At 62.9% G+C, this 11,879-nt stretch carries 12 protein-coding genes and 1 tRNA gene; 11 read left to right on the plus strand and 2 right to left on the minus strand.

What is annotated here, in order from left to right; translation table 11 throughout:
• Window position 1: 1 nt before the first annotated feature.
• Window positions 2-1,513, minus strand: a complete 1,512-nt coding sequence (locus AC4CS3_RS16435) for a PspC domain-containing protein (RefSeq protein WP_490784366.1) — start codon at window positions 1,511-1,513, stop codon at window positions 2-4.
• A gap of 126 nt (window positions 1,514-1,639) precedes the next feature.
• Between AC4CS3_RS16435 and AC4CS3_RS16440 the strand changes: the two genes are divergently transcribed.
• Window positions 1,640-2,998, plus strand: a complete 1,359-nt coding sequence (locus tag AC4CS3_RS16440) for an ATP-binding protein (RefSeq protein ID WP_490784367.1) — start codon at window positions 1,640-1,642, stop codon at window positions 2,996-2,998.
• Window positions 2,995-3,666 (plus strand): LuxR C-terminal-related transcriptional regulator, encoded by a 672-nt coding sequence (locus AC4CS3_RS16445; protein WP_490784368.1) that lies wholly within the window; start codon window positions 2,995-2,997, stop codon window positions 3,664-3,666. The genes AC4CS3_RS16440 and AC4CS3_RS16445 overlap by 4 nt, the downstream gene beginning before the upstream one ends.
• A gap of 83 nt (window positions 3,667-3,749) precedes the next feature.
• On the opposite strand, the gene AC4CS3_RS16450 is transcribed toward AC4CS3_RS16445, so the two are convergent.
• On the minus strand, window positions 3,750-4,979 hold the full coding sequence (locus tag AC4CS3_RS16450) for a pyridoxal phosphate-dependent aminotransferase (RefSeq protein WP_441411876.1): 1,230 nt from the start codon (window positions 4,977-4,979) through the stop codon (window positions 3,750-3,752).
• Window positions 4,980-5,303: 324 nt separating this feature from the next.
• On the opposite strand from AC4CS3_RS16450, the gene AC4CS3_RS16455 reads away from it, so the two are divergent.
• From AC4CS3_RS16455 to rplL, 9 genes are all read left to right on the plus strand, one after another.
• Window positions 5,304-5,376: transfer RNA gene (locus AC4CS3_RS16455), tRNA-Trp, on the plus strand.
• 81 nt (window positions 5,377-5,457) lie between these two features.
• Complete coding sequence (gene secE, locus AC4CS3_RS16460; RefSeq protein WP_059387348.1) at window positions 5,458-5,739, plus strand: preprotein translocase subunit SecE; 282 nt, start codon at window positions 5,458-5,460, stop codon at window positions 5,737-5,739.
• Between the two features lie 114 nt (window positions 5,740-5,853).
• A complete protein-coding gene (gene nusG, locus AC4CS3_RS16465) occupies window positions 5,854-6,690 on the plus strand; it encodes a transcription termination/antitermination protein NusG (RefSeq protein ID WP_490784369.1) in 837 nt (278 codons plus the stop codon).
• Between the two features lie 129 nt (window positions 6,691-6,819).
• On the plus strand, window positions 6,820-7,248 hold the full coding sequence (gene rplK / locus AC4CS3_RS16470; RefSeq protein WP_028265119.1) for a 50S ribosomal protein L11: 429 nt from the start codon (window positions 6,820-6,822) through the stop codon (window positions 7,246-7,248).
• 222 nt (window positions 7,249-7,470) lie between these two features.
• Window positions 7,471-8,178: a 50S ribosomal protein L1 gene (rplA, locus tag AC4CS3_RS16475; RefSeq protein WP_234749040.1), complete on the plus strand. Its 708-nt coding sequence runs from the start codon at window positions 7,471-7,473 to the stop codon at window positions 8,176-8,178.
• 112 nt (window positions 8,179-8,290) lie between these two features.
• Window positions 8,291-9,367: a GNAT family N-acetyltransferase gene (locus AC4CS3_RS16480; RefSeq protein WP_490784370.1), complete on the plus strand. Its 1,077-nt coding sequence runs from the start codon at window positions 8,291-8,293 to the stop codon at window positions 9,365-9,367.
• Window positions 9,346-10,497 carry a GNAT family N-acetyltransferase gene (locus tag AC4CS3_RS16485; RefSeq protein WP_441411878.1) on the plus strand — a complete coding sequence of 384 codons (1,152 nt, stop codon included), beginning with the start codon at window positions 9,346-9,348 and terminating at the stop codon, window positions 10,495-10,497. Before AC4CS3_RS16480 ends, AC4CS3_RS16485 begins: the two co-directional genes overlap by 22 nt.
• A 302-nt stretch (window positions 10,498-10,799) precedes the next feature.
• Window positions 10,800-11,405 (plus strand): 50S ribosomal protein L10, encoded by a 606-nt coding sequence (gene rplJ, locus AC4CS3_RS16490; RefSeq protein ID WP_234749043.1) that lies wholly within the window; start codon window positions 10,800-10,802, stop codon window positions 11,403-11,405.
• Between the two features lie 75 nt (window positions 11,406-11,480).
• A complete protein-coding gene (gene rplL, locus AC4CS3_RS16495; protein ID WP_234749044.1) occupies window positions 11,481-11,858 on the plus strand; it encodes a 50S ribosomal protein L7/L12 in 378 nt (125 codons plus the stop codon).
• Window positions 11,859-11,879 lie beyond the last annotated feature (21 nt).

An 11,879-nucleotide genomic window follows, 5' to 3' on the forward strand; every position in this document is an offset into this window, starting at 1 on the left:
ATCAGTTTCCTTCCTGGACGGTGACGTTGCTGAAGGTGCCGTTGAGTTTGACGACCAGCTTGGCGCCGGGTTTGTCAGTGTTGAAGCTGTCCCGGGTGCCGCCGTTGTTTTGGGTGACGGCGCTACCGTCCTGCTTGAGGTTCGCGAAGGTCATGTCTGCTTGGACCTCCACCGGCACGGTCGCGGGGATGAGGAGCTTGATGTTGCTTGCGGTCACGTCCATCGGAACCACGACGTCGGAGCCCAACGGCGCGCTCAGGTTCAGCTTGGTCAAGTCAACGGTCCCGTTGGCTCCCGTGATGTCGAAGCCTTTGCGGGCATCGTCGATGCTCACGGGATTCCATTGGGCATTCTGGAGGCGGAAGTGGTCCGCGCTGGGGGCGACATTGAATACGGCTCCGATTATGAGCGTCGCTACGGCCAGGAAGCCGAGCAGCCCCGACGAACGGCCCCGGAGTCCGGCGACAAGGATGCCGAGGCCGAGGACTGCGGCGCCCGTGGCCCAGACCACTGCGTTGGCGGCGTCGCCAAGGTGGATGACATTGCCGGTGTCGAGCAGCTTGAGCGTTCCGCCGGCCAACAGGGCCGCCCCGGCTGAGACCGCTACGATGGCCGCGCCCGGTCCCTGCCGCCTCGGCCGCTGGGGGCGTTCGGGGCGGTTGGGAACGCCAGCCGGTGGGTAGGGCCCGGAGGGATTGACGGGTCCCGTCGGATTGTAGGGCCCCGAGGGAGTTACGGGCCCGGCGGTGCCGTAAACGCTTGAGCCGTAACTACCGGCCCCTCCGGCCCCGTAAGCGCTTGAGCCGTAAGTACCGGCGCTATATGGACCAGCGCTGTAAGGGCCGGCCGGATAGCCTGCCGGGGCGTGGGTGTCCGCCCCGCCAGGGGAACGTGGAGCGGCCGCATAGTTGTACGTGCCCGTGGTCTGCCTTCCGTTGCGGGATTTGCTGCGCTGGACCAGGAAGTAGACCAGATAGATGACGCCGCCTACCCAGAACAGCGTCCAGAGGATTCCAGGAACGCCGTTCCAGCCCCATCCCCAGAAACCGCGGCCGAGGCCCGGCAATCCGACGATGGTCGTGACGAGGGCGCCGGTCATGCCTGCGGACCAGCGGCCTGCTCCGGCCTCCTGGGCGTGGATGCGGCCGTCCGGTTCGGGCAGGAGCGCCCAGGCGACGCCGTAGAGCAGTATGCCGACACCGGCGAAGAGGGTAAGGACGATGAAGATGCCGCGGACGATCAATGGATCGACGCCGAAGCGGTGCGCGACGCCGCTCGCTACGCCGCCCACCCAACGGTCCCGGCCACGGCTGATGCCTTGGCTGCGGATCCAGTTGAAGAAGTTCTGCGGGGGAGCGGGAACGGCGTAGTTCGGCGAGGCGCCGCTGTTGGCGGCGCTTGGCTGGGCCGGTTCTTCCGGCGAGCCTGTCCCGGCCCGCTGGCTGGATTCTTCAGGTTGGCCGGGCTCCGCTGCTTGTCCGGAGTCCTCGGGATTCATGCTGTTTGCGTTCATACTTCGATCTTGCCGCCCGGCGACGCCGCCCTCTATTGGGGGATACCCTGAACGTTCCCTGAGTGGTCCCCTGAGATGCCCTCAGCTTCGAGCGCCGAAGGCCCTGATACGTGTTTGGATGGAATCATGACAACCGCCATGCAACGCCCGCCGCTGGTCCGGAGCAGCGACCGGATGATTGCCGGCGTGTGCAGTGGCCTGGCGGACCACCTTGGCTGGCCTGTGAAATACATCCGGCTCGGTATGGTCCTTGCCTCGTTCGCCGGCGGCGCGGGCCTGGCCTTCTACGCCTGGCTTTGGGTCATGGTGCCCACCGCCGACGAAAGCGCCCGTCGCAATAGCCGCCGGCCGGCGTCGCCCATTGCTCCCGCGGTGAGCATGCCCCTTTCGGTGAGCATGCCTCTCGAGGTAACAGCGCCCGACGGCGGCGCGCAGCCGCTGCCGCTGTCCACCCCGGCCCCCGTCTTCGCCTCCTGGTTCAGGATTCGTCGCATCCAGTACGGGAAAGAGATCCTCCTCGGATCCGGCCTGCTCCTAGTGGCCGCCATCCTCATCGCCCGGCAGTTCGGCGTCGAGGTCCCTCTCGGCACGCTGATCCCGGCGGCGGCCATACTCGGCGGAGCGTCGATCGCGTGGATGCAGTTGGACGAGACGCGCCGGGCCGGGCTGGTGGACAAGACCAAGGCCGACCAAGCAGGCGGCTGGGTCCGTCTTGCCGCGGGCCTGGCCTTGGTGGTTGCCGGGGTGTTGGTCATGGTGTCCGGTTCCGGCTCGTGGGAGCAGACCTGGCTCGCGCTGCTGGCTTCGATCGCAGTGCTTGGCGGCGTCGCCCTGGTGCTGCTGCCGTGGGGCTTGAAGTTCTGGAAGGACCTTGAAACTGAGCGGGCGGCGCGGGTCCGCGAGACGGAGCGGGCCGAGATTGCCGCCCACTTGCACGACTCGGTACTGCAGACGCTCGCCTTGATCCAGCGCAGGGCAGGTTCCGAGCAGGACGTGGTCCGCCTCGCCCGTGCCCAGGAGCGTGAACTGCGCACCTGGCTGTACCGGGACGCCGCCAAGGATGCGGGACTCCTGGCGGAGCGGATTGCCGCGGCCGCAGCCGAAGTCGAGGACGCCCACGGACACGCCGTCGACGTCGTCAGCGTGGGAGACGCCGCCATGACAGACAGGCACGAAGCGCTCGTGCTGGCGGCCAGGGAGGCCATGCACAATGCCGCCCGGCACGGCGGCGGCGCGGTGTCCGTCTATCTCGAGAGCTCGGACACCGGCAGCGAGGTTTTTGTCAGGGACCGCGGGCCTGGCTTTGACCCCGATACCGTCCCGGAAGACCGGCTCGGAGTCAAGGAATCAATCATCGGACGGATGAAGCGCCACGGCGGTACTGCGGTCATCAGCAGTAGCTCGGAGGGCACCGAAGTACGCCTGAAACTGCCCATCGAGAACGCCGACAAAGCAGAGAACCGAAACGGAGAAGCCAAAGCATGAACGCCCTATCAGAGCAAGTAGCGCGGAAGGTTCGTGTGGTGATCGTGGACGATCACGCCATTTTCCGGTCCGGGCTGAAGGCCGACCTCGATTCGAGGATCGACGTCGTAGGCGAAGCCGGAAGCGTGGAGCAAGCTATCGCCGTGATTGCCGAGGTTCACCCGGAAGTGGTGTTGCTCGACGTCCACCTGCCTGGCGGCCTTGGCGGTGGCGGTCGGGAGGTCATCAGCGCATCCGCGCCGTTGCGTGGGAGCACGAGCTTCCTGGCCTTGAGCGTCTCCGATGCCGCCGAGGACGTCGTGGCCGTCATTCGCGCCGGAGCCCGGGGCTATGTCACCAAGACCATTTCCGGCCCCGAGATCTCCGATGCCGTGATCCGCGTGGCCGACGGGGACGCCGTCTTCTCGCCGAGACTGGCTGGTTTTGTCCTGGACGCGTTTGGAACCTCCCCGGCCGAGATCGCCGACGACGAACTCGACCGTCTCTCCGCGAGGGAGCTGGAAGTCATGCGCCTCATCGCCCGGGGCTACAGCTACAAGGAGGTGGCCAAGGAGTTGTTCATTTCCATCAAGACCGTGGAAACCCATGTCTCCGCGGTACTCCGCAAGCTCCAGCTCTCCAGCCGCCACGAACTGACAAAGTGGGCCGCCGAGCGCCGCCTCCTCTGACGCCCGCTCACCTATAGCGCCTTAAACCCAAACGCGCGCTCACCTATATCCCAAGGTGAGCGGGCGTTTGTGGAAGCGGAAGGCTACTTGGCCTGGCCGAGGAATTCCTGGAGGCGTCGAACGCCTTCTGCGAGGTCGTCGTCGCCCAAGGCGTACGAGAGGCGAACGAAACCGGAGGGGCCGAAGGCCTCGCCCGGAACGATGGCGACCTCAACCTCGTCGAGGATCAGTGAGGCAAGCTCAGCGGACGTTGACGGACGGGCGGTACCGTTCGACGTCGGGAATTCCTTGCCCAGCAGTCCGCGGACGTCGGCGTAAACGTAGAAGGCGCCGGTCGGCGTCGGGCATTCCACACCCTCGATCGCGTTCAGTCCGGCGACGATCGCCTTGCGGCGGCGGTCGAAGGCGACTTTCATTTCGTCGACGGCGGTCAACGGGCCCGAGACCGCGGCCAGGGCTGCGATCTGCATGATGTTGGAAACGTTCGACGTCGCGTGCGACTGGAGGTTGGTGGCGGCCTTGATGACATCGGCCGGGCCGATCATCCATCCGACCCGCCATCCCGTCATGGCGTAGGTCTTGGCGACACCGTTGAGGATGACCACCTTGTCTCCGAGTTCGGGGGCGGCAGTGGCAATCGAGGTGAAGGGGACGCCGTCGTACGTCAGGTGTTCATAGATCTCGTCGGTGACTACCCAGAGGCCCTTCGCCGCTGCCCATTTTCCGATCTCCGCCACCTGTTCGGCGCTGTAGACGGCGCCGGTCGGGTTGGACGGGGAAACGAAAAGCAGGATCTTCGTCTTGTCGGTGACCGCGGCCTCGAGCTGTTCCACGGTGACCAGGTAACCCTGTTCCGGGCCGGCGAAGACCTCGACCGGAACGCCTCCGGCGAGGCGGATTGCCTCCGGGTAGGTGGTCCAGAAAGGCGTGGGGATGATTACTTCGTCGCCCGGGTCAACCAGTGTGGCGAAGGTGTTGTAGACAGCCTGCTTGCCGCCATTGGTGACCATCACCTGGGAAGCATCTACCTTGTAGCCCGAGTCGCGGAACGTCTTGTCCGCGATAGCCTGCTTCAGCTCCGGCAGGCCGGCGGCAGGGGAGTAGCGGTGGTACTTCGGCTGGCCGGCGGCCTCGACGGCGGCCTTCACGATGTAGTCGGGAGTCGGGAAGTCGGGCTCCCCGGCGCCAAAGCCAATCACGGGGCGACCCGCTGCCTTGAGCGCCTTGGCCTTGGCGTCAACGGCAAGGGTGGCGGATTCGGCGATGGCGGAAATTCGCTGTGAAATGCGGGCGGCTGGTATTCCGGCAGACATTAAAGCACCGTTCTTCGCGGGCAGCTCATGGGCTGGATGGTGGGATTCGACGAAATCTACTTTATGCTGTTCTGCGGAGCTATCGGGCTAACGCCGGGAAAGTGACAGTGCAGGCTGATCAAGCGAGCGCTGATCACACGAGCGGGACGGCCTGAATGCTCCGGAAATGGCCCGGTTCGACTATCGCGACGTTGTTGCGTAGACTGGTTCACCGGTGTTGAAAAACATCACAATGGTTCGCGCCCCAGATAGGCTCCGGAATCTCGTGTTCGTCTGGATTCCTTGGCTTCGATGGAGTGCGGCCGAAATATGGATTCGTTCCATAGGGTAGTGGCGCAATTGGTAGCGCAGCGGTCTCCAAAACCGCAGGTTGCAGGTTCGAGTCCTGTCTGCCCTGCGCAAGCTGTTCCGGGTTTTGCTCGGAACAAGCGCAGCAACCATGACTCTGATCAGAGTCGGGTCAACGACGTTTGCATAGATGAGTGAGGATCAGGTGACCGAAACAGCTGCGAGCAGCTCGAAGGGCCGCCCTGCCAAGAAGTCCGATTCCGGCCTCTTCGCTCGAATTGCGCTTTTTGTTCGCCAGGTAATTGGCGAGCTCAAGAAGGTAGTTGCCCCCACCCGTAAGGAACTGGTCAACTACACAGTCGTGGTGCTGGTGTTCGTGGCCATCATGATGCTGGTCGTCACCATCCTGGACCTGGCTTTCGGTACGGGAATCAAATGGGTTTTCGGCGCTACTGGCACCACGAACCACTAAGCGGATCGCTCCGCAAACCGCGTGGAATCCCCGGAAAATCAAGGGATTTCGCAGGGTTTGCGGAATTGAGCCATTTAAATAGGCATGTTAGGCAATGAGGAAGCAGGAGACCAAGTGTCTGAGCAGGAGCTCGAGGTAACTGAGACTGAGCTGGATGGGCCCGCTGAAAGCACGGCCCACGCCACGGCTGACGCCGTGGAAGGATCCGAGGTCGATTCTGCTGCGCCCGAAACTGCCGACGTCGACGACGCCGATGAGTCCGACGCCGAGGTGTCCGACGCCGACGACGAGTCTGCTGACGCGTCCGACGACGCCGACGCCCTGGCCGCCGCTGCAGCTGTAGCGCCCGCCGACCCCGCTGAGGAGTTCAAGGCCAAGCTTCGCCGCCAGGAAGGTGACTGGTACGTCATCCACTCCTACGCCGGCTACGAAAACCGCGTCAAGGCCAACCTTGAGACCCGCATCCAGACCTTGGACATGGAAGATTACATCTTCGAGATCCAGGTGCCCATGGAGGAAGTGGTTGAGATCAAGAACGCCCAGCGCAGGATCATCAACCGCGTACGCATTCCGGGTTACGTCCTCGTCCGCATGGACCTGACCGACGCATCCTGGGGCGCCGTCCGCCACACTCCCGGTGTTACCGGCTTCGTAGGCAACGCACACAACCCGGTTCCGCTTCGCCTCGACGAGGTCTTCTCCATGTTGGCTCCGGTCTTCGAAGAGCAGCAGGCCGAAAAGGGCAAGCCGGTCAACAAGCAGCACCAGACGCCCGTCGACATCGACTTCGAGGTCGGAGAGTCGGTCATCGTCAAGGAAGGTCCATTCGAGACACTTCCCGCCACGATCTCCGAGATCAAGATGGATTCCCAGACGCTTGTGGTCCTGGTGTCGATCTTCGAACGCGAAACCCCGGTTACGCTCGCATTCAACCAGGTCACCAAGATCTAGTTGATCCAAGAATTTCGCCCCGCGGTTGCCCGCTTAGCAGCCACGGAGCGGTCGGTCGCCTTGCCATGGCGGCCATAAACCTGAGGCACGCTCCTGTGTCCTAGGAAGTTATTGAGAGAAGGACCTACATTGGCTCCCAAGAAGAAGGTCACCGGCCTCATCAAGCTGCAGATCCAGGCAGGTGCCGCCAACCCGGCCCCGCCGATCGGTCCTGCGCTTGGCCAGCACGGTGTCAACATCATGGAATTCTGCAAGGCGTACAACGCTGCAACGGAAGCCCAGCGCGGAAACGTTATCCCGGTTGAAATCACGGTCTACGAAGACCGCTCCTTCACCTTCATCACCAAGACCCCGCCGGCTGCAGAGCTCATCAAGAAGGCTGCGGGCGTTGCAAAGGGTTCGGCCACGCCGCACACCGTCAAGGTTGCCAAGCTGACCCAGGCACAGGTGAACGAGATCGCCACCACCAAGATGGAAGACCTCAACGCCACTAGCCTTGAGGGCGCTGCCAAGATCATCGCCGGCACCGCACGCTCCATGGGCATCACTGTCGAATAATCGAGGAATGAACAGACGGTGAGGGCTGAGGAACGAAGCACTCGCCGGAAGTGAGTCCCGGAGATTTTTCGACGATTAGATACAGTCGGGGGCTAATCTCCTCCCGCCGGGAAACCGGCACCATTGAAATATTGAAAATGTTGGAGATCCACGCCGGATTCCCAACTGTGGCAGGGCCCAGCGCGGTCCGCAGACCACAACTGCACAAGGAGAATAAGCAGCATGGCAAAGCGCAGCAAAGCATATGAGGCAGCCGTAGCCAAGATCGAGGCGGACAAGTTCTACGCCCCGTTCGAGGCCATCAAGCTCGCCAAGGACACCAACCCGTCCAAGTTCGACGCCACCGTTGAGGTCGCTTTCCGTCTGGGCGTTGACCCGCGTAAGGCCGACCAGATGGTGCGCGGCACCGTCAACCTGCCGCACGGCACGGGTAAGACTGCCCGCGTCCTGGTTTTCGCAACGGGCGACAAGGCCGAAGCAGCAATCGCTGCAGGCGCCGACTTCGTTGGTTCCGATGACCTGATCGAAAAGATCGCAGCCGGCTGGACCGACTTCGACGCCGCAGTGGCAACCCCGGACCTCATGGGCAAGGTTGGCCGTCTCGGTAAGGTCCTCGGCCCGCGTAACCTCATGCCGAACCCGAAGACCGGTACCGTGACCGCAGACGTCACCAAGGCTGTCAACGACATCAAGGGTGGCAAGATCGACTTCCGCGTCGACAAGCACTCGAACCTGCATTTCATCATCGGCAAGGTTTCCTTCGATGAACTGAAGCTGGCCGAGAACTACGCAGCCGCTCTGGAAGAGGTGCTTCGCCTGAAGCCGTCCGCTTCCAAGGGCCGGTACATCCAGAAGGCTACGGTCGCCACCACGTTCGGCCCGGGCATCTCCGTTGACCCGAACGTCACCAAGGTTCTCACCGAGGCGTAAGCCACCGGGAGCATCGACTCTGAAAGGACCGTCCGGCATTCGCCGGGCGGTCCTTTCGTTGTATGCAAACCGGCACCTATCGCGCGTAGCGACCGCTGATTAGGCTAAGGGCATGACAGACCGGCTTCCGGATTTCAGCATCCATGAGCTCCACCTGCCGGAGTCCCTGGATGGGCCGGACGCCAAGGAATTCCGGGAGCTTTCCTCCGTAATGGATGCCATGGTGCTGGAAACCTGGGGAAACCTGGACCGGGCATCATCGGCGCAGGCCCGGCTCGCCGGATGGCGGGATTCCCCATACGAGGCCTCAAGCAACTTCTTCGCCCGGGTTGACGGAAGCATCGTCGGCTACGCTTCCTGCCAGGTTCCGCTCAAGGACAACGTCCACACCGCTTGGCTCCATGTAGATGTTCTGGAGGGGCACCGCCGGTATGGAATCGGAACCGCACTGCTCCGCACCGTCGAGGGGATTGCCAAGGCACAGGGGAGGCACATCCTGCAGGCGCACACCGAACACCCGATCGGTTCCGCAGGAGCAGGAGGAGTACCCGGGGGAGTGCCCGAAGACAGTCCGGGAGTGGCCTTCTGCCTCAAGAACGGATACAGCCTGGAACAGGCCAGCAGATTCAGCAGCCTGGACATGGACCACAGCGGGGAGTGGTCAAGCCTGGAGCTTGCGGCACATTCCAAGGCCGACGCCGCCTATGCGGTCCTTGCCTGGACGAACCGGTGCCCCGCAGAATACGTGGACCACATGGCCGTGCTGATGGGCCGGATGAGCACGGACACCCCGGCCGGAGGGCTCGAGATCGAGGCAGAGGCCTGGGACGCTGGGCGCGTCAGGCAACTCGAGGACACAGCGCTTGCCGAGGGCCAGACTGCCCTTGTGGCCGCTGCGCAACATCGGCGGACAGGGGAGCTCGTCGCGTACACCGTGATCTACCTTGATCCAGCGAAGCCCTGGGTGGCCGAACAGGACGATACTTTGGTGGCAAAGCCGCACCGGGGCCATGGACTGGGAATGCTCGTGAAACTGGCCAATCTGCGCAGGCTGCAAACGGAATTCCCAGCCGTCCAGCGCGTCATGACTTTTAACGCCGAGGAAAACGAACATATGCTGTCCATCAACGTACAGCTCGGCTTCAAACCGGCGGGATACGACGGCGAATGGCAAAAGAGGATCAAATGACGAGCACGGTGGAGATCGGCCAACTCTGGATCCCGGATTCCCTTGACGCCGATGACGCCAAGGATTTCCTGGCGGCCGTCGAAGTCAGCCGCAGGGTCCGCATGCAGATCTGGGGCACGGACGATCTCGCCTACACTCCCTTGGAGAAATTGCTCGAACTCGGCGATCCTTACGAACGCCAGGTCATTCTCGTAGCCCGCGTCGACGGCCGCATTGTCGGTACCGTGGACATCGCGCTGCCCCTTGCCGACAACATGGACCTGGCCGAGTTCACCCTCGACATCCTTCCTGAATTCCAGCGCAGGGGCGTCGGCCGGCAGCTTCTGGAAGCTGCCGAACATTTCGCGAAAAGCGAGGGCCGGACGATGATCATGGTGGACACCAACCACCCTGCCGAGTCCTTGCGCGGCGGTGCCGAGGGCCAGCTGGTACCTGGCAGCGGCCTGGGCTTCGTTCCCCTGGCCAGCCGCGAGGTCGACTTTGCCCGTCGTACCGGTTACACCCTCCAGCACATCGAACAGTTCAGTTCCTGTGCGCTCCCGCTGGATTCAAAACTCGTCGCTGAGCTTGAGGCCGAGGCCGAAGCCGCGAACGCCGGCCGCTATCGGGTCCACCACTGGACCGATCGCTGCCCGCAACAGTGGCTCGAAGCAGTGGCCGCGCTGGAGAACGCGGCCGGAGAAGTGGTGTCCGAGGGCAGCGAGACTGCCGAGGCCGAACAGCAGCAGTTAGTGTTCGACGCCGGTGTGTTGCGGCAGGCGGAGGACGCCGCCGTCGCGCAGGGGCGCCGAACGGTGGTCACCGCCGTCGAGCACGTCGCGAGCGGGCGGATCGTCGGACTCACCACGATCGGTGTCCTGGCGCAACGCCAGGACGTCGTCTTCCAGGACGACACGATCGTCCTGCAGGAGCACCGGGGAAACAAGCTCGGGCTCCTCATCAAGGTCGCCAACATGCAGCGCCTTAGCGAACAGTTCCCCGACGCCCGGGTGATCTACACCTGGAATGCGCCCGAAAACCGGTACCTGCTGACGGTGAACAAGCAATTGGGTTTCACCACGGCCGGGGTCACGGGGTTGTGGCAGAAGGAACTGCCGAACATGGGCCCGCGGGTCACCTCCTCCGAGTAAGGCCGCGCGATTTGGCGATGCACTTGCCCGTCCCGTAAGCTTGAACTACCAAAGACCGTCGGTTGATGGGAATCCACTCCTCCGGGCGCAGCTCAACTCTGCAGCCACGCGCGGAAGAACCAAGTGGATTCCTTGACGAAGGACCCTGACAAAGGGCGGCCGGCGCAGGTGAACGAAGCAAGTCTCCGCGATCATTCGATCGTGTTGAGCCAAGCCCCGTGCATCTGCGCGGGGCGTTTTTTAGTTGCAGCTCTTTTGAGCGGGGACCCGGAAAACCGGCTTTATTCCCCGGAAGGAGGGTTATGGCAACGCCTAGCAAGATCTCTGCGGTAGCTGAGATCACCAACGATTTCAAGGAATCGAACGCCGCTGTCCTGACCGAATACCGTGGGCTCTCTGTTGCACAGCTCAAGCAGCTGCGTGTTTCTCTCGGCCTGGACACCAAGTTCTCGGTCGTCAAGAACACCCTGACCGCCATTGCAGCCAAGGAAGCTGGTGTCGAAGCATTCGACGGTCAGCTCGCCGGCCCCACTGCAATTGCATTCATCAAGGGTGACGCGGTTGCTGCCGCCAAGAGCCTGACGGACTTTGCCAAGGTCAACAAGCAGCTGGTCATCAAGACCGGCTACTTCGAAGGCAAGGCACTGAACGCAGCAGAGGTTGCCGCACTGGCAGCCCTCGAGTCCCGTGAGCTGCAGCTCGCCAAGGTTGCAGGCATCCTCAAGGCACCTGCTGCCGCGGCTGCACGCATCATTGACGCTCTGCGCCTCAAGCTTGAAGAAGAGGGCGGCGCTGTAGCACCGGCCGCTGAAGAAGCACCGGCTGCCGAAGAGGCTCCCGCCGAGGCTGCTGCAGAAGAGGCTGCCGCTCCGGCTGAAGCCGCTGAAGCAGCAACCGAAGAGAACTAAGTTCTCCCCATTCAAACTGCGGTGCAGTAACGGACGACGTCCGTGGCAGCACCACCTAAAGGAAGGACGCCAAACATGGCGAAGCTCAGCAACGAAGAGCTCATTGAAGCTTTCAAGGAACTGACCATCATCGAGCTCTCCGAGTTCGTCAAGCTCTTCGAAGAGACCTTCGAAGTTACTGCTGCTGCTGTTGCAGTTGCAGGCCCGGCTGGCGCCGGCGCTGGCGAAGAAGTTGAAGAGAAGACCGAATTTGATGTCATCCTCGAAGCTGCCGGTGAAAAGAAGATCGCAGTGATCAAGGAAGTTCGCGCCATCACCTCCCTCGGCCTCAAGGAAGCCAAGGACCTGGTTGACGGTGCACCGAAGGCTGTTCTCGAAGGCGCCACCAAGGAAGCCGCTGAGAAGGCCAAGGACCAGCTCGAAGCTGCAGGCGCAACGGTTACTGTCAAGTAACTCGCCGCTTTACCCAGAAAG

Source organism: Arthrobacter sp. SE2, from assembly GCF_058244265.1.